Genomic DNA, 19594 nt, shown 5'->3' with positions numbered 1-19594 from the left:
TTTAAATAGAACAGAAAAGAGTCACAAGAAAAGGTACGCTGAAGTCCACTACAAAGCCGTGAAATATAGAAACCACTACGAAGCTTTGACCGGAATAGCGGGTGATGATGGGTAATGTTGTATCCATCGTAGTGGCTCCTCCAGCCGAAATAGGGGCCAGGTTACCAAACCAACGTACTAGCAACGGGGCAAAAAGCAAAGTGATAATCTCACGTGTGATATTGGATAATAATGCAATGGTTCCCAACTCCGGACCTTTATATTCTGTAATAAAGATACTGGATAGAGAGTAATAGCCGAAACCGGCACCTACTGCCATACAATCTGTTACTGAGCGATGCGAGAGAAACAGACTGACCACTGCGCATCCTGCCAGTGTTCCCAATATGGTCATGACCGGTAGAAAGATCAGGCGAGGATTTAATGACCGGAAATTACGTAAGGTCTGTGGATCATTACCTACACTGACTCCTACACTGAACATTAACGCACACAATGCGTAGAAACTTAGCTTACTTTGTGTAAAGTCGTATGGAATAAGGTGATATACCCCACAAAGAGCTCCTAGTACAAAGAATCCGACGATAATCAAACTTCCTTTCATACTTGTCCCTCCTTATTTCTTTTGTAAAGTACATACCATAAAGCCCATGCTGCCGTAACACTGCCCAGCACTGCTGCCAAGGTGATGACAATGGCTTCCAACCCTATAGTGTGCAGACCATTGATAATTTTCTGATTACCGCCTACATCTATACCCAATAAAAAGAGTAGCAACCAAATAAGAACGGTGATGACTTTGTGTATTCCTGAAAGCTTCTGCTTGCGAAGCAGGAAGCCGAGGAGCATCCCCGTGAGCATTAATCCAATAATTGTAAACATATCTATGTCGTTTTATTTATAGGCAAAGATACTTCATTTTTAGATTACAAGGCGGTATCACTGTAGCGAAAACCGCCCTGTTGCCTAATTATATCTAACCAAAAAAGAAAATACTTATTTTAAGGCATCATTAGCATTCAGCTCTGTAAGAGGAGTGGGGTAGAATGAATTTTTGTCTTCATTGAAGCCTGTTCTTCCGGCAGCTTGCAAGGCTGAGGATAGTTTGCCCCAACGGCGGAGATCATACCAACGATAGTTCTCAAGAGGGAATTCAATCATGCGTTCATGTTCAATTTGCGCGCGGACTGCTTCTTGAGAAGTACCTGCCATGGGTGGCATATCCCCGTGAACGCTTCTTACTTCATTGATTAAAGGAATAGCCTGTTCGGGATGTCCCTGCTCATTCAATGCTTCGGCCTTCATTAACAGTACGTTGGCATAACGCATCAAAGGAACATTGATAGCGGAATAGTTTTGGTTTAAACCTTCATAGGTCGAGGGCATGAATTTACGGAAGGCTACGCGTTCTTTGTTGTCGAACCAGTCATTATAGTCGTAGCCATAGACACGTCCGTTACCATCGTTATAATAGTCACAATTAAAAAATAATGTTGCATACATACGCGAGTCATAACGTCCTGTAGTAGCCGTTTCCCCTTCTTTTTTGAATTCACTAATCAATGTTTGACTGGGAAGAATCTCATCCCATCCCCCAAGTTCGGAAACACCGATCCATCGATGGAACTGAGTACGATAAGTAGCTCCGTTTGCAGAACTCATAGAGAATTGAATTTCAAAAATCGATTCTTTACTGTTCTTATTATCCCCGCTGAACATAGTGCTGAAATTATTAACCAGTTCATATCCTTTTACTTGGTTGAATGCTTCTATAGCACTGGCCAGATAAGAGTCTTTGTTGGTTGCCTCTTCATAGGCGCGTGTCAGATAGGCGAAACCAAGATATGCATAAGCAGAACCGCTTGTGGCACGGCCTACATTATCAGCGTCACGTGTTGCAGGCAGACTGGTTGCACGTTTCAAGTCTTCAATGATGAAATTCCATGCATCCTCACGGGAAGAAAGGGGCTTGCTTAATTCAGCCGGGTCAGTGATATATTTATCACGAACTATGATTTCTTTCCAGTTCAATAAAAGTTGCATGTGGTAATAAGCGCGGATAAAGTAGCCTTCATTGACCAATTGTTCGCGTGTTGCTGCGTCTATATTCTCATCGGGTATTTCTGCGGTTTTTTCAATTACCTGATTAGCAAAACTGATGCCTTTATAGTAGCATTGCCAGTAATAACTGAACTGAGAGTTACCATTGGTGTAGGTATAGTTGCCTAATTCCACCCAGTTCGGGTAATTCAGAGCATCGCTTCCTAATTGGATAATATCTTCACGATAGGCTTCCACCGGCCATTTGATTTCCGGGAAAGACCACATGTCACCCGAATAAGTCATCAGGTAAAGTTGGGAGTATGCGGCGGCAATTCCGGCTTCAGCATCAGACTGGTTGCGCCAAAAACTGCTTGATGTCAACTGGTCAGGAGATTCTACCGTGAGATAATCGTCACAAGCGCTAAATAAACTTGCAATGCAGATACTTGCTATGTATAATAGTTTCTTCATTTTCTTATTACTTTAAAGGATTAGAATGTAAGTTGAGCTCCAACGGTGAATGAACGGGTAAACGGATAAATCAATTTATCAACACCGGTATTCAACACACTGGCACGAGAGAATTCAGGATCTATACCATCATAGCCTGTGATAGTGAACAAGTTTTCACCACTTACATAGAAACGCAGTTTCTCAATATAGAATTTCTGCATGAGCGATTTGGGCAAAGTATAACCTAACTGTGCCTGACGCAGACGGACAAAATCACCGTTTTCAAGGAATCTGTCTGATTCTTTCATGTTGCCGTTCGGATCTTGATATACTGCGCGGGGAACATCCGTATTTCTATTGTCAGGAGTCCATGCATTCAATGTAGACTTCAGCATATTTGATTTAGAGTTCATTCCTTCATAGAAATATTTGTTTCCGTTATACAATTTGAAGTTCCATGCGCTGCCAAGTACGATTGAAAGGTCAAATCCTTTATAGCCGAATGACAGATTTAAGTTCGCTTCCAATGTCGGGATACCTGAACCACAGTATTCTTTGTCACCGGCGTCTATGCTTCCATTACCATCTAAATCTTTAAAACGGATATCACCCGGTTGGGCATTAGGCTGTAATAATTGTCCATCCTTGTTTACATGGGCATTTACTTCATCCATACTTTGGAAGATACCGTCTGTTCTATAAAGATAGAATGCACCGATAGGTTTGCCCACTCTGGTTTCTGTCGGGAAATGCTCCGTTCCATATTTCAATCCTTCACCCTGAAGAACTTGGTCTGCATCTGACAATTCAACCACTTTATTTTTGGTGGTGCTCATATTGAAACCGATATTGTAATCAAAGTCTTTTATAGCATCTCCCCAGTTTAATTCAAATTCGAAACCGGTATTGCGTATCTTTCCGACATTCAGGGTGGGATTAGTCATACCTGCTGAAGGAGGTAAAACTTTTGTTATCAACAGGTCTTCTGTTTGGTTATAGTAGTAGTTTAATGTACCGGTTAATTTGCTGTTAAAGAAGCCGAAGTCGAAACCAATATTTTTGGTATCCGTTGTTTCCCATTTCAAAGAACGGTTTTCCAATCCGCGAGCGATACTTCCTGCCCATGCGTTATCACCGTTGCCTTTCACGTATCCTTGATACATTTCATTGTATGTACTAATCAGCGCAAGGAAGTCATAATATCCCAAAGCATTTTCATTACCCAAACGTCCCCAACTGACACGAAATTTCAAATTGTTCAGTGCAATGTCTTTCGGGAAGAATTCTTCCTGACTGATTCTCCAGCCTAATGCCACTGACGGAAAGCAGCCCCAACGGTTGTCTTTACCAAACTTGGATGAACCGTCATAACGTACAGTTGCCTGTACCAGATAGCGGTCATTATAATTATAGTTCAGTCGGCCGAAGAAAGAAGCGCGGTTATATTTCCATTTTGTTCCGCTACCATCAAATGTGCCACCTGCTCCTGCACCTACAGTTGAGAAAGATGGATCAAGAAATCCGCCCGGAGTTTCACTGGTTACCAATTTTCCGTCTTCTACTTTATAAACAGTGGTTTTACCTTCTACCCCAACAGAATTCCATGTATATTTGCGAGCAGTCATGGAAGTACCTGCCATTGCATTGACGTTGTGTTTTCCAAATGTCTTATTAAAACTTAATACATTTTCCCATACATGTTCTTCCCAGTATCCTGTGGTTTCACTATGATAAGGATAGTCACGTTTGGCTTTTGGGTCGGCAACATAAGCCGGAGTATGATAAGTCTGACGCTGGTGTTCACCTCTGTATGCATAGCTTGTCTTGAAATTCAGCCATGGGGTGAAGTTCATAGTCAAGGCAACATTGGCTGTGGTATGATATTTTTTGTCTGTAGATTTTTCATAATGCTGGTCAGCCATAACATTACGGTTACTGGGCAGGTCATCAAAGTCACTTAAGCCGAAGCCATACTCTCTTGTATCATCATAGATAGGAACAAGCGGAGAAATCATGTACATTTCTTTAATGGAATATTCCGGTTGTTTGCTATCTGTAAATTTGAAAGCGATATTTGCATCTATATCAAAGATATATTTATTCATATGGAGTTTCAGACGGGCATTGTCTTGGCGATAGTTGTTACCTAGAAAAATTCCTTTTTCGTCGGCATGATTGTAGGAGAGTGAATACTGGGCGTTTTCGGAACCGCCACGGATACTAAACATATAGTTTTGTGAAACACCACTCCTTAGCATGGCATCTTGCCAGTCTGTATCTATTCCTGTGTTTTTATTTACAAATGCAGGCATAGTAACCTCTGTATCATTGGGATACTGGTTCATATAGTTCTGATACATTTGTTTATGAACACTTTTGTATTCTTCGGCATTTAGCAGTTCCAGCTTTTTTGCTACGCTTGTAAAGCTTACATAAGTACTGAAATCAATTTTCATGTCACCTTTTTTACCGTTTTTGGTAGTTACGATAATGACACCATTTGCAGCAACCGAACCATAGATAGCAGCGGCTGCACCATCCTTCAGTACTTCCATTGACTGAATATCTTGCGGATTCACATTTTCAATATCACCGGGAAAACCATCAATGATATAAAGAGGTTGGTTATCACCAAACGTTTTGACACCACGGATTTTAACCTGCACACCTGCACCGGCATTACCACCAGCCTTCATAATGTTTACACCTGCAATCTTACCTTGCAATGCTTCTGCAGGGTTGGTTGTGGTGCGCTTTACCAAATCGTCTACATCTACTGAGGAAATAGCACCGGTCATATCACTTTTCTTCATGGTACCATAGCCCACTACTACAACTTCATCCAGCATCTCAGTATCTTCTTTCAAAGTCACCCGGATGTTTGTCTTTCCGTTTACAGGGACTTCTTGTGTTGCATAGCCCACATAAGAAATAATAATAGTGGCTTTGGGGGATACGCTTAATGCAAAGTTACCGTCAAAGTCTGTGATGACCCCGTTGGTTGTACCCTTCTCTACTACACTGGCACCAATAATAGGTTCGTTGGCAGCATCAGTAACCAGACCAGTCAGTTGAATCGTCTGTGCTAATGCACCGAAAGGAGTCATAAAAGCAAAGAGTAGAATCAATAGTATGATTCTTTCCTTGAAATAATTCTTTTTACTCATGTGAATAAATTTTAAGGTTAATAATTGTTTTTCACATCGCTAAGTAATAGGTTGTATGTGCAAATTCCTAATTATTATACCCTACAAATGAACTACAATGAATAAAAAAACTCTCTTTTTTAATCTACAAATATAAATGTAATATATTGATATATAGTGTTCTATATAAAGAGATAATATCTACAAAATGCTGTTTAATAAAAACTATAAAAATATAGGTTCTTTAAATATTTTGTAGATAGTCTGTCAAGTCATCCTCCGAAGATAAGTTTAGAGATTTACGTAAACGATATCGATTCATGTTGATTGTTTTGGGAACATTTCCTGTGAGCATTGAGATTTCTTTGGTAGATAGATTTACCCGTAATAAAGTAGCTAGATATTTTTCTCCTTGTGTTAAATTAGGATGCCGTTCGGATAGCCGTTGAAGGAACTCCTGGTTCTTTTCTTCAACATTCATCAGCAAGGTGCTGTTCGTTTTATCTCCATTCTGATATTGGCTGATGAAGGCATTGACTTTCTTCAGATGAGGAATCAATGCTTGTTGGTCCATCTTATATCCTTGCTTTATCATTTCTCTGATTTTCTCTAGCAATTCATTACGGCTATGCAGGAATACAGCAAAACTGGTAGCTTCCTGACGACTGTTGTCTAATGCACTTTGGACAGATTTTAATTCGAGTTCTTGCTGTCGTACTTTAAGTTCTGCCAATTCATGTTCCGATTGCTCCAGATTATAGCGGGCAACCATTAACTGCATATTCTTTTTGCGTTTATACCATTGGTATAGAAATATACTGAGTACTATCAATGAGATGAATATGATTACTAGTACAAACAGATTCCGTTTCAGCAGTTCTATTTTATAAGCTTGTTCTCTTAGTTCTGCTTTCCTTTGTTGGTTTTGATATTGTTTATGGGAAATTTCCTGTTCTACGATGCGTAATTTACTTCCACTTTGCAACTCTTTGCTGAGAGTATATAGTTGCATCAGGCATTTATAAGCGTTTTTATGGTCTCCAAGGGCATCGTATACCCAAGATAAATATTCGTAATTATCACAAATCAGTTCTTTGGCACTAATGGAAGAAGCGACTTCGTATGCTTTTTGTAAAGCCATCAAAGCATTGTTGTATTGCTTTGCATAGAAGTATTGCTTTCCCATATTGTTATAGTTTTCCCCTAATGACCATTGAGAATTCAAGTTCTTGTTGATGACAATGGCCTCATTAATTAAACTTAGCTTTTCATTAAAATCACCCTCATATAAGCATAAATTATTCAAATTGGCGGATATCCCTCTTAAATTTTTCTGACTGCGGTTTATTGTAAGGGCTTGTTTAAGGAATTGTTCAGCTGTTTTGAACTCATTCATGGAATAATGGATGATGCCACGATCATTGTAGCATAGTGCGATAGAAATGGAATCTCCGATGGATTTAAAAATTGAGATGGCTTTCTCACTCATTTCGATCGCTTTGTTGTAGTCGGTCAGTTTGCAATAGAGTGCTCCTATCAGTGCGTAAATTTGTCCATTCAACTCTTTATTGGTAGGAGTTGCATACTCCAAAGCGTCATATAGATTTTTAATGCTCACATCAAAATTGCCTAATAGCTTTTCTGCCTGACTGTAATAGAACATTGCTTCAGCTTTTTGATTATTTTGCCTTTCTTCAGGAAATAATTCAATTACCTTGGCAGCATAGTAACTAGCCTGCTTCGGATTATTGTATAAGGCATCAACCGACTTTTTAATCAGTGTCTCGGCTTCTTGTTGCCTATTACGGGCATGAACCCATGAAAGGTTCAACAGGCAAAGGAGGATATATATAGGTAGGTTGTTTTTCATAATCAAGCGTATTTTTGCAAAAATAGTGATTTTCTTTGTAAAAAGACACTCTTGTTTCTCTTTTAAAAGAATATCTTTGCAAGCAACAATAAAGATGAACTATGTTATTACCTTATTTGAATAAAGACCTGATAGAAGCCGGTTGTGATGAGGCGGGTAGGGGATGTCTGGCAGGATCTGTATATGCAGCTGCTGTTATTTTACCTGTAGATTTTAAGAATGAATTGCTGAATGATTCCAAGCAACTGACGGAGCATCAGCGTTATGCGCTGCGAGAGATTGTGGAAAGGGAAGCATTGGCATGGGCTGTAGGTGTAGTGACTCCTGAAGAGATAGATGAGATAAATATCCTTAATGCGTCTTTTCTGGCAATGCATCGTGCTGTGGATCAATTGAAAATTCGTCCTCAACATTTATTGATTGATGGGAATCGTTTTAAAAAATATCAGGATTTACCGCATACTACAGTGGTAAAAGGAGATGGAAAATATCTGTCTATTGCTGCTGCATCTATTTTGGCGAAAACCTATCGTGATGATTATATGAATGGTCTGCATAAAGAATATCCTTTTTATGATTGGAATAGTAATAAAGGTTATCCTACTAAAAAGCATCGTGCGGCTATTCGTGAATATGGAACAACGCCATATCATCGGATGACTTTTAATTTGTTGGGGACAGATCCCCAATTAGAGATTCCTTTCTAATTTAAAGAATATATAGGAGGATGGGATAACTTCTTTGCATTTCATTTTACGTTGTTGAAAATAAGGCGAAGAATCTGTTTGATCCATATGGGTAGTAACAGATTCTTCGTTTCATTTTTTTACAATGGTCTCATGCTGCATATCAATATTTCCCTCGCTGGTAAGAGCGGTGTCCATAAATCGTAATAACCACAAAGCAGATAAATGGCAGGATAAATGAAACATTTACGGCTGGCATATTCCAAATGGTATTCATATCAATAATACTTGCTTGTAAAGGAGGAAGTACGGAACCTCCTAAAATAGCCATAATCAGGCCGGCTGCTCCAAACTTTGCATCATCTCCCAATCCGGTAAGCGCTATGCCATAGATCGTGGGGAACATTAATGACATACAGGCTGAAACAGCTACCAGGCAGTACATACCCCAGATATCCTGGAAGAAGATGACTCCGGCGGTGAAGCAACAACCCGCAATGGCAAGTATGGCCAATAATTTACCTGGGTTGAGGTAGCGTAAGATGAAGGTACAGACAAAGCGGCTGATACAGAAAATAACCATCGCAATGATGTTGTATTCTTGTGACAGCACTTCGGCGGCTTTTTCTTCCATACCTTGTGACATGAACAGATGTGTACCATATTGAATGATAAAGGTCCAACACATAATTTGCGCACCTACATAGAAGAACTGTGCCACGACTCCCTCACGGTAATGATGAATGGAGAAAATACGTTTCAAAGTCGGCCCGAAATTGATGCCGTGGGATTGGTCACCATTTTTAGGCATCTTAGTAAAACGGATAATGAGAAACATCACAAAGATGACAATACCGATTGTTAAATAAGGAGCGATGAGTACGGAAAGATCCGCATCTCTCACTATTGCAAACTCCATCGGATTCAGTTGAGCTCGTTCTGCCGTATCCATTGGATTCAGCTTTGCCTGGATAAAGTTCATGGCTACATACATTCCCAATAAAGACCCCATGGGATTGAATGATTGAGCCAAGTTGAGGCGTCGGGTAGCGGTAGCTTCCGTTCCCATGGACAAGATATAAGGATTAGAACTGGTTTCGAGGAAAGAAAGTCCACAAGTCAGGATAAAATAGGCTAGTAGAAACGGATAATAATTGCCGGTCATTTTGGCGGGGAAGAATAATAAGGCTCCTACGGCATAGAGGCCTAACCCTAACAGGATGCCAGCTTTATAAGAATATTTCCGGATGAACATTGCTGCCGGAAAAGCCATGGCGAAGTATCCGCCATAAAAGGCAACTTGTACCAATGCGCCATCGGTAACACTCATCCGAAAGATTTTCGAGAACGCTTTCACCATCGGATTGGTGATATCATTGGCGAATCCCCACAGGGCGAAGCAGCAGGTGACTAATATAAATGGTAGCACGTAGCTGACTCCATCTTTGTGCAGGATGGGTTGATCTGTATCTTTCATTTCTTAAATTAAAGATTGAGAATTAAAAATTAAGAAATGAGAATTGAAAACAAAAAAGGATAGGCATATAACCATTTCTCAATTTTTAATTTTCAATTCTCAATTTATTAACTATTTATAAATAGGTCCGTAAGTTGAGCAAGCCCTGTAGTCAGAACCTTCCTTATCCATACCGAAAGCATTCCATGATGCCGGGCGGAAAATCTTGTCGTCTTCTACATTATGCATACAAACAGGAATACGTAGCATAGATGCCAGAGTAATTAAATCCTGTCCGATGTGTCCATAACTGATAGCGCCGTGGTTGGCTCCCCAGTTGTTCATTACTGAATACACATCACGGAATGCAGGTTTATCGCATAGGCGGGGTACAAACCAAGTAGTAGGCCATGTGGGGTCTGTACGCATGTTCAGTACCTGATGGATTTCCGGATCAATATCTACTGTCCAGCCTTCTGCCAGTTGCAATACTGGGCCTAAGCCTTTTACCAGATTAAGACGCATCATGGTGACAGGCATACCGCCTTTAGACAAGAAATTGGAAGAGAAACCGCCTCCACGGAAATAGTCGCGATCTGCCGGATACCAAGTTGTAGCTTTCAGACAAGCTTCTACATCGGCTTCAGTCATTTCCCAGTTAGGTTTCATGCAGGGCTCTCCCGCTTCATTATGGCTCTCACCGGTAGCGTCCAGAGTGGTTGCACCAGAATTGATAAGATGGATGATACCGTTTTTAGCCATTCCGGTAAGTTCTTTGCCGGTAACACGTTTCACCGCTTCGGGGCTCCAGTAAGTACGGATGTCGGAGAACATCTGTCCACAACCACTCAGCAGGTGACCGAATAACATGGCAACACCATTGCAAGCATCATTTTCGGTAGCCAGAACGTATGCTTCGCGAATACCGTTCCAGTCGAAAGTGGTGTTAAGCAGTGCTTCACTGAAGTCACCGTTTGGTTTCCAGTCAGTCCATTGGCGTTGTCCCTGGAAGCCGGCTGCGATGGCATTATGGCCGATAGCTTCTTCTTTGAATCCCATTTCAAGCAATTTCGGGTTGCCCACCATCAAGTCACGCATGATGATAGTCATTTTTACAATAAATTCCCAGTCGGCATCCTTCTCTTCACGGGTTTTGCGCTTTTCGGGACGGTTCTTAAAGTCTTCCCCTTCGTTGGGCTTGCAATATTTTTCAGTCCAGGCCATTGCCTTGGCATATTCTTCATGGTCATAGATTCCTTCTTCCATACGGCGCAGGATCTCAGTTTCGTCCACGCTTTCATTACGTATTCCCAGATATTCCTGGAAAAAGTCAGGATCGACAATAGAGCCGGCGATACCCATGCAGACACTACCGAAAGAAAGATAGCTTTTTCCGCGCATATTGGCTACAGCCATGGCGGCACGGGCGAAACGCAATAGTTTCTCTGCCACATCAGCCGGAATCGTGTTGTCATTCAAATCTTGTACATCGTGTCCGTAAATACCGAATGCAGGCAGCCCTTTCTGTGCGTGCCCGGCTAATACGGCAGCCAGATAAACGGCTCCCGGACGCTCTGTACCGTTGAATCCCCAGACTGCTTTCGGCCAGTGCGGGTGCATATCCATTGTTTCGGAGCCATAGCACCAACAACTGGTTACGGTAATGGTGGCCCCTACTCCTTCGCGTTCGAATTTCTCGGCACAAGCAGCGCTTTCGGCTACACGACCGATGGTGCTGTCTGCTATTACACACTCTACGGGGCTTCCGTCACCGTTTTTCAAGTTAGATGAAATCAGTTCGGCAACAGCTTTTGCCAGGTTCATAGTCTTGTCTTCAAGGCTTTCGCGGACACCACCCTGGCGACCGTCGATAGTGGGACGAATCCCGATTTTAGGATACTTTTTCATGATATACATAGATTTTAGTTATTAAATTGAATTTCTTAAATGGACTTCGGTAGGAAGATAAGTTCTTATTTCCTGTCCGGTTAGCACAAATTCTGCGGCTTTCCTCCCCAGCTCTTCCCAGTTGATACTTAGTACGGTGATCCCTTGGTCTATTACCTCGTAGGCAGGAGTGTCATTGTAGGCTATCAGTCCGAAATCTTCTCCGCATTTCAGCCCGGTCGTCCGGCTTTGCTTGATTATATTGACTACCTCTATCTGACGGATTGCAATGTACACTTCTCCTTTGCGGACTTGTATCCGGTCTGTATTTTCCACAATGGCTGAATCAATGTGATAATCCTGACAGAAACAATTGAAATACTGACAACTGCTACGGGGGTGTTTGATGTCTTCGGGAAATAAAAGTACTAGTCTCTGATATTTTCTCAAATGTTCTTTTAATGCGGCCAATGCATGATAAAAGGAATCGTCAAAATCCTGACATACGTATGAATAATCCTTTTTATCGAACTTCCCGAAATCCAACAGCAGTAACTTAGACGAATCTATTTTGTAAAGATGGGGGGATAGTTTCTCATTGTCGAAGTTCATCACAATGTATTTGTTGTATCTGCCTATTGATTCACGTAAAATGGTATTGAAAAGTCGTTCATTATATTGATGAAACAATAAATCTACTTTGTAGTTGATGGATAGTTTTTTGATAAAACTATTATATAACGAGTATTTAAAGGGAGAATACTCGTCCAGCAGAAGCAGAATGTTTGTAAGCTTGTTGGTAACGTAGTAACCTTTTCCCGGAGTAGAGTCTATTATTCCCCGGTCTTTTAAATCAATGAATGCTTTGAATACTGTATCCCGCGATACTTGATAGTCACGGCTCAGTTTGTTGATGGACGGTAATGTGCAGTCCGATCTATATTTGCCCATGGAAATCTCCTGACTGAGTAAATCAGCCAGTTGTTTCACTTTAGTGGTCTGCTGTCCAAAGGTAACTTTCATGAACTGTTTAAGGTTTTACACGGACAATGCAAACTGTGCTGAACTGTCCCGATGCAAAGGAATGCAATTTATTCATAAACAGCAAGATAAAATGGTATGTTTTATAACACAAGAATCGATGCTTCTATATCGATTTCCGGAAGAATGTGTAGTACGTACTAATCAAATAATATAATTAGAGTATTTGCCGAAGTATATTAACCGCATTACAGAACAAAAGGGGATAGTCGTGTCTTGCCGGTGCGCCGGATATTGTTTTGCTGGTTTGTGAAATGATTGCCGGGCGTATGAATGCAAAATTGACTCGGGATATGGAATTTAAAGACGGACTGCATTTTATCATCAAACTTCCTTTATAAAAAATAGGTGAAACATTATTCATTGACAGGGCTTTTTTGTACCTTTGCACCCGGAAAAAGCAAGGATAAACTTTAAACAAAATAAGATTATGAGTAAAAAAGCCCTTTTAATGATTCTTGATGGTTGGGGTATCGGCGATCAAGGTAAAGACGATGTAATCTTTAACACTCCCACTCCTTACTGGGATTCTCTGTTGGCAAACTATCCGCACTCTGAATTGCAGGCTAGCGGTGAGAACGTTGGTTTGCCCGACGGACAGATGGGTAACTCCGAAGTAGGACACTTGAATATCGGTGCAGGACGTATCGTTTACCAAGACTTGGTAAAGATTAACCGTGCATGTGCCGACAACAGCATAATGAAGAATCCCGAGATTGTTTCCGCTTTCTCTTACGCAAAGGAAAATGGCAAGAATATTCACTTTATGGGATTGACTTCAAACGGTGGTGTACACAGTTCATTCGATCATTTGTTCAAACTTTGCGATATCTCTAAAGAATATGGCATTGAAAATACATTTATCCACTGCTTTATGGATGGTCGTGACACAGACCCGAAGAGTGGTAAAGGCTTTATCGAACAACTGACCGCGCACTGCGAAAAATCAGCCGGTAAAATCGCTTCTATCGTTGGTCGCTTCTATGCTATGGACCGTGACAAGCGTTGGGAACGTGTGAAAGAAGCATACGACCTGTTGGTTGAAGGTAAAGGAAAGCAAGCCGCCGATATGGTTCAGGCTATGCAGGAATCATACGATGAAGGTGTTACAGACGAATTCATCAAACCGATCAATAACTCTACCGTAGACGGTACCATCAAAGAAGGTGATGTGGTTATCTTCTTCAACTATCGTAACGACCGTGCCAAGGAATTGACTGTTGTGCTGACTCAACAGGATATGCCGGAACAAGGTATGCATACTATTCCGGGCTTGCAGTTTTATTGCATGACTCCGTATGATGCATCTTTCAAAGGTGTTCATATTCTGTTCGACAAGGAGAATGTTCAAAATACATTGGGTGAATACCTGGCTGCTAACGGTAAGACTCAACTGCACATCGCAGAAACAGAAAAGTATGCTCACGTAACTTTCTTCTTCAATGGTGGTCGTGAAACTCCGTATGATGCCGAAGAGCGTATCTTGGTTCCATCTCCGAAAGTAGCTACTTACGACTTGAAGCCTGAGATGAGTGCTTATGAAGTGAAGGATAAATTGGTAGAAGCTATCAAGACCCAGAAGTTCGATTTCATTGTTGTGAATTACGCTAATGGTGATATGGTAGGTCATACAGGTATCTATGAAGCTATTGAAAAAGCAGTGAAGGCTATTGACGAGTGTGTAAAAGATACAGTGGAAGCTGCCAAAGCTAATGATTATGAAGTGATTATTATTGCCGACCACGGTAATGCCGACCATGCACTGAACGAAGATGGTACACCTAATACGGCTCACTCTTTGAACCCTGTTCCATTTGTATATGTAACAGAGAACAAGAATGCCAAAGTAGAAAATGGGGTATTGGCAGATGTTGCTCCCTCTATCCTGCACATTCTGGGTATGCCTCAGCCTGCTGACATGACCGGACGGGATTTAATAAAATAATGTAGGAAGTATATTTATTTGTCATTCTGAACAAGGTGAGGAATCTGTAATGAAGCATGGATTCGCCACTTTGTTCGGAATGACATTTTAATTTAATAAGAGATGATACAGATAGATGATGTTGTAATCTCCTTTGATGTGTTTCGTGAGAAATTTCTTTGTAATCTCGATGCCTGTAAAGGTGAGTGCTGCATAGAAGGGGATGCCGGCGCACCGGTGGAACTAGAGGAAGTGGAAAAGCTAGAGGAGGTGCTTCCTGTTATTTGGGATGAACTTTCACCCGGGGCCCGGGCGGTAATTGATAAACAAGGAGTGGTTTATACAGATGAAGAAGGTGATTTGGTAACTTCTATTGTCAATCATAAAGATTGTGTATTTACCTGCTATGATGAGAAAGGGTACTGTTATTGTGCCATTGAGAAAGCCTTCCGGGCAGGTAAGACCGATTTCTATAAGCCAATCTCTTGTCATCTTTACCCCATCCGTATAGGTGATTATGGCCCTTACAAAGCGGTGAATTACCATCGTTGGGATGTATGTAAAGCCGCAGTGTTATTGGGAAAAAAAGAGAACCTTCCTGTATACAAGTTCTTAAAGGAACCGTTGGTGCGGAAATTTGGTGAAGAATGGTATAAAGAGCTGGAGGTTGCGGCAGAAGAATTGAAGAAAAGAGGAATGATTTAAGCATCTTCGATTTTTATCATTCCTGATTTATTACATTAACCGAAATTTAATACTACGAAAATACCCCATGAAAAGACTACTCTTGTCATGCTGTATTCTATTATGCGCCGTTTCGACCTTGAAGGCGCAAGAACAGCCATTAATCAGTCCGGACGATTCTATCCGTAGTTTGGTGGGACGTTTGTTTCCTAATAGCAATCCGAATCTTTCGGCACACATGAACCTGCAATTCTCCACTTCGGGAGTTGCCAACTTTATTGAAGGAGATTTAGAGGATGCCTCTTTTAAACTGAATCGTGTGAAACTGGAGATATTAGGTTCTTTCAGTAAACAATTCTCTTATCATTTCCGTCAGTCATTTAATAAATACAGCAATCCTCACTCGTTGGACAACTTATCCTCTTCCATTGAGTATGCTTTGGTGAATTGGAAAATGTCTGACCGGTTTACTTTGACCGTCGGGAAACAAGACATTGCTTTGGGTGGTTATGAATATTATGTTAATGCCATCAAAGTCCGCGAGTATAGTGAGTTTAATGATAACATCAGTTGCTATCAGGCAGGAGTAGCGGGAAGATTCAATCTGTCATCCACCAATGAGTTGGTGCTTCAGGTAGTAAATAACCGTAGTGGAGAAAATGATGAAACCTATCTTTACGGTTTGCCACAAGGAGTGGAAAAAGCTAAAGTTCCTGTTCTGTCAACAGTCAATTGGAACGGGTTCTTCTTTGATAACGCGGTACAATTACGATATGCGGCCTCATACGGGCAGCTGGCGGAAGGCAAGAATCTTTATTGTTTTACGGCGGGTAATATTTATGAGAAAGGCCCTGTTATTGCTTATATTGATTTAATGTATTCTCGTGAAGGACTGGATAGCAAAGGTATTATCAGTGATTTGCAAGGTCCTGTTTTAATGACTCCATCTACGGCGCAGAATGCAGAATACTTTACTACGGTGGTGAATTTTGACTATCGTATCCATCCTAATTGGAATCTTTACCTGAAAGGTGCTTATGAAACAGCGGGTATCTATAAAACAAACGGACCTTTTGAGAAAGGACTTTATCGTACTACATGGAATGCGCAGGCTTGTGTGGAATATTTCCCGATGCGTAATAGTGAACTGCTTATTTTTGCTCATTTTTTATATAAAGGGCATCATTTGACCCGGCGTGCGCAGGCTTTGGGAGGTATGAGTCCGGACACGCAACGTATTTCTATCGGGTTGGTTTACTCTATTCCCGTTTTTTGATGTTCCTTATCATATCTTCACTCCGTTCCGTTTGATATTTCACATGGGTGAAGCAACTGCTTCACCCATGTGACAACGGCTGTTTACCTAAGTGAAATCGCTTCTTCACCAAGGTGAAGCAATGAACGCAGCCGGACAAAAATACAAGAAAAAAGGCTTACCTTTTTATTTCAATGAGGTTGTTTCCCCTTTTCATTGCAAGACCGGGGAAATACGCTATATTTGTGAAATAATTAATTACTTCAACTAACAACACAGAATATTATAATGAAAAAGACTGTCCTTTTTTTTCTGATGATTATATTGATAGCCTCGTGCCATCAAGAAGAAATTCCTTCTGTTTCCGATAAACCGGAAGGGAATCAGCTGATTTTTGATTTATCAGATGAAGATGTACTTCAGGGTTGTATTTATGTGAAACTGAAAGAAGAACCTACAGAAGAGGTGCAGGTAAGGAGTATTGGCAACACGGTAAGGACAGGAATTAAGGTGTTGGACCGGGCTGCCTCTTCTTTGAAAATAGAGAGAATGGAACGTACGTTTCCCTACGCCGGCAAATTTGAAGAACGTACTCGTAAGGAGGGGCTTCATTTATGGTACAATGTTTGGTTCTCCAAAGACACATCAGCGACTCGTGCAGCTGCTGAAGTAGCTTTTCTAGATGGTATTGAAATGGCTGTTCCTGTTCCTAAGATAGTTTCCAGGGCAAGGCCGGAAACAGTATGGGATATGTATGGTGTCAGAGTGGGGGAGTGGTTGTTCAATGATCCGGATTTATCCAAACAATGGTATTTTGATAATCCCGGTACAGAATCCTGGCAGAGGGAAGGTGCGGATATCCGTTTAGTTGATGTGTGGAAACAATACAATGGGAATCCGGCTATTATTGTAGCGGTTGTAGATGGCGGTATTAATCAGGAGCATCCTGATTTGCTGGATAATTTATGGACGAATCCGGGTGAGATACCAGAGAATGGTATAGATGATGATGGCAATGGGTATATAGATGATGTACATGGTTATAATTTTGTAGATGATAATGCAATTTTGGTCCCTCATCGTCACGGAACTCATGTGGCGGGTACCATTGGTGCGACAAATAATAATGAAACAGGTATCAGCAGCATTGCAGGAGGGAACGGAACTCCCGGAAGTGGGGTGAAACTCATGAGTTGCCAGATTTTAAAAAGTCTGACTTCCACTGGAGGAGAAGTCGCTTCTGATCCGTTTATTGCTGCCGCTATTAAATATGGTGCTGATAATGGAGCTGTTATCAGTCAGAATAGTTGGGGATACGCTGTCGGAACGGGGAGGAATACCTCTTCATATATTAATCCTGTACATAAGGAAGCTATTGATTACTTTATAAAATATGCCGGATGTGATAACAACGGAGAGCAACTTGACGGAAGTCCAATGAAAGGAGGGATTGTATTGTTTGCATCAGGCAATGCGAATACTTCTGACCCCAGGATAGCGGCGCCGGCTGATTATGACAAGGTAGTTGCGGTTGCAGCCATTGAGGCCGATTATAGAAAGGCTTCTTATTCCAATTATGGTACATATATGGATATTTCTGCTCCCGGAGGAGCATTGAACGGAGATGGGCGGATATGGAGTACGACCACAAAACTGGCCGGTAATTATGAATATCTGGCCGGTACATCTATGGCGTGTCCGCTGGTCAGCGGTGTGGCAGCACTGGTGATAGAGAAGTATGGGGTAGGCAAGAAAGGGTTTACACCGGAAACTCTGAAGGAAATCCTCTATCAAAGCGCATACGATTTGGATGAATATAATCCGAGGTATACCGGCCAGTTGGGGCACGGATGCGTGGATGCCACAGCTGCTTTAAAGATAGATGTTTCTAATCTTCATCCTTTTACATTGAAGTCCAATCAGGTAACTGATAATACTCTGATATTTAGTGTAAGCAGCAGTATGGCTGGTAATGGAGAACTGACTTTGTATAATGGCATTGGCAATAAGGTGCTGAGTCTTCATTTGGAACTTGAAGCCGCCTCCTTGCATTCTGTGGACATAACCAAGCTTTCTGCCGGATATTATACATTGGTGTACCGAGCGAACGGGATGGAGATCAGAGAGAAATTTATCAAGTACTAATCCTGATAAAATGAAATAGGACATGAAACGAATAGGACTATATCTGTTTATAATAGGCATAACTTTTATTAAAGCTTATGGACAAGAGGATTCCGGACCTGTCAATACCGGAGCGGCAAACTATCTGACTATACCGGTTGATGCACGCAGCGCAGCCATGGGAGGTGCCGGTGTGGCGATTTCGAGGGGAAATAATGCCGTTTTCCATAATGGTGCGGCAACTTTATCGGAGGCCATGCACAAAGGTGGGGTTACGTATACTTATTCCCCGTGGATGCGTGACTATGAGTCTGGATACTCTCTTCATAGTTTAGGCGGTTTTTATAAAATTAATAAGCGCAATGCCATTCTGTTAGGTTTCCGTTATTTCGGCTATCCGGAGATGGATGGAATAGGGGAGGATGCTTCGGGAATACATCCCAAAGAAATAGCTGTGGTGGCAGGTTATGCATACGAGGTCATAAAGAATCTTTCGGTTTCCGCTACTTTTAAATATCTGTATTCGGATATGGGTAAGATAGGAAATAGCAACGGTGCGAGTTCTGTGGCTTTTGATTTGGGGATATTATATAAGCGTGAGATAAAGGATTGGGAAGGTGCCGGTTGGTCGGTCGGGATTCATGCGAGTAATCTTGGACCGAAAATAAAATACCTAACCTCTAAAGAGGCTCTTCCTGCAATGGTCAAAGTAGGAGGTGCTGCTGACTTGCCTTTTGCATCAATGCATAGGTTGACTTTGACCGCTGATCTGGGTTACAGGCTTTCCCCCGATGATGTACAGGCGTTAAATGTAAGTGCCGGGGCGGAATATGCATGGATGGAGCATCTCATGTTGCGTGGCGGTTATCATTATGGTGATAAGAATAAAGGAGATGCCAGTTATGCTACGGCCGGGGCAGGAGTGGAATATGCAGGTGTGCATTTGGATTTTGCGTGGATGTTTGCGGGACATGAATGTCTTGCCAGAAATACGTTTTGGATTTCTTTAGGATACTCTTTTTAAC

Annotated in this window: 14 protein-coding genes; 6 read left to right on the top strand and 8 right to left on the bottom strand. The window is 41.5% G+C overall.

Going from position 1 to position 19594, the window contains the following annotated elements; all coding sequences use genetic code 11:
* Position 1 precedes the first annotated feature (1 nt).
* The 5 genes from AB5935_RS10315 to AB5935_RS10295 form a co-directional block, all read right to left on the bottom strand.
* Positions 2–604 (bottom strand): lysine exporter LysO family protein, encoded by a 603-nt coding sequence (locus AB5935_RS10315; protein ID WP_005838876.1) that lies wholly within the window; start codon positions 602–604, stop codon positions 2–4.
* Positions 601–882 carry a LysO family transporter gene (locus AB5935_RS10310; protein WP_005838878.1) on the bottom strand — a complete coding sequence of 94 codons (282 nt, stop codon included), beginning with the start codon at positions 880–882 and terminating at the stop codon, positions 601–603. The genes AB5935_RS10315 and AB5935_RS10310 overlap by 4 nt, the downstream gene beginning before the upstream one ends.
* A gap of 114 nt (positions 883–996) precedes the next feature.
* Positions 997–2514, bottom strand: a complete 1518-nt coding sequence (locus AB5935_RS10305) for a RagB/SusD family nutrient uptake outer membrane protein (RefSeq protein WP_007841961.1) — start codon at positions 2512–2514, stop codon at positions 997–999.
* A gap of 20 nt (positions 2515–2534) precedes the next feature.
* On the bottom strand, positions 2535–5663 hold the full coding sequence (locus AB5935_RS10300; RefSeq protein WP_007841963.1) for a SusC/RagA family TonB-linked outer membrane protein: 3129 nt from the start codon (positions 5661–5663) through the stop codon (positions 2535–2537).
* Between the two features lie 223 nt (positions 5664–5886).
* Positions 5887–7512 carry a tetratricopeptide repeat protein gene (locus tag AB5935_RS10295; protein WP_007841965.1) on the bottom strand — a complete coding sequence of 542 codons (1626 nt, stop codon included), beginning with the start codon at positions 7510–7512 and terminating at the stop codon, positions 5887–5889.
* A gap of 101 nt (positions 7513–7613) precedes the next feature.
* Between AB5935_RS10295 and AB5935_RS10290 the strand changes: the two genes are divergently transcribed.
* The gene (locus AB5935_RS10290; protein ID WP_007834657.1) at positions 7614–8219 is read left to right on the top strand and encodes a ribonuclease HII; all 606 of its coding nucleotides are present in this window, start codon (positions 7614–7616) and stop codon (positions 8217–8219) included.
* 142 nt (positions 8220–8361) lie between these two features.
* Here the strand turns inward: AB5935_RS10290 and fucP are convergent, their stop codons facing one another.
* The 3 genes from fucP to AB5935_RS10275 all read right to left on the bottom strand — a co-directional run bounded on the left by fucP (position 8362) and on the right by AB5935_RS10275 (position 12564).
* Complete coding sequence (fucP, locus tag AB5935_RS10285) at positions 8362–9675, bottom strand: L-fucose:H+ symporter permease (protein WP_007834659.1); 1314 nt, start codon at positions 9673–9675, stop codon at positions 8362–8364.
* Between the two features lie 111 nt (positions 9676–9786).
* Positions 9787–11562 (bottom strand): L-fucose isomerase, encoded by a 1776-nt coding sequence (fucI, locus tag AB5935_RS10280; protein ID WP_368327419.1) that lies wholly within the window; start codon positions 11560–11562, stop codon positions 9787–9789.
* 21 nt (positions 11563–11583) lie between these two features.
* The gene (locus AB5935_RS10275; protein WP_007834660.1) at positions 11584–12564 is read right to left on the bottom strand and encodes a GntR family transcriptional regulator; all 981 of its coding nucleotides are present in this window, start codon (positions 12562–12564) and stop codon (positions 11584–11586) included.
* A gap of 448 nt (positions 12565–13012) precedes the next feature.
* On the opposite strand from AB5935_RS10275, the gene gpmI reads away from it, so the two are divergent.
* The 5 genes from gpmI (at position 13013) to AB5935_RS10250 (ending at position 19593) form a co-directional block, all read left to right on the top strand.
* Complete coding sequence (gpmI, locus tag AB5935_RS10270; protein ID WP_007841970.1) at positions 13013–14527, top strand: 2,3-bisphosphoglycerate-independent phosphoglycerate mutase; 1515 nt, start codon at positions 13013–13015, stop codon at positions 14525–14527.
* A gap of 102 nt (positions 14528–14629) precedes the next feature.
* Positions 14630–15211 (top strand): DUF3109 family protein, encoded by a 582-nt coding sequence (locus AB5935_RS10265; RefSeq protein ID WP_007841972.1) that lies wholly within the window; start codon positions 14630–14632, stop codon positions 15209–15211.
* 67 nt (positions 15212–15278) lie between these two features.
* On the top strand, positions 15279–16466 hold the full coding sequence (locus AB5935_RS10260) for a porin (protein WP_007841974.1): 1188 nt from the start codon (positions 15279–15281) through the stop codon (positions 16464–16466).
* Positions 16467–16733: 267 nt separating this feature from the next.
* Positions 16734–18590 carry a S8 family serine peptidase gene (locus tag AB5935_RS10255; protein ID WP_007841976.1) on the top strand — a complete coding sequence of 619 codons (1857 nt, stop codon included), beginning with the start codon at positions 16734–16736 and terminating at the stop codon, positions 18588–18590.
* 22 nt (positions 18591–18612) lie between these two features.
* The gene (locus AB5935_RS10250) at positions 18613–19593 is read left to right on the top strand and encodes a PorV/PorQ family protein (RefSeq protein ID WP_007841977.1); all 981 of its coding nucleotides are present in this window, start codon (positions 18613–18615) and stop codon (positions 19591–19593) included.
* Position 19594: the final 1 nt, after the last annotated feature.

This window comes from Phocaeicola sp. RTP21198st1_B8_RTP21198_201120 (assembly GCF_040929485.1).
GTDB lineage: Bacteria > Bacteroidota > Bacteroidia > Bacteroidales > Bacteroidaceae > Phocaeicola > Phocaeicola dorei.
The sequence above is the reverse complement of the archived record's forward strand: the minus strand, read 5'-3'. Positions and strand labels throughout refer to the sequence as shown.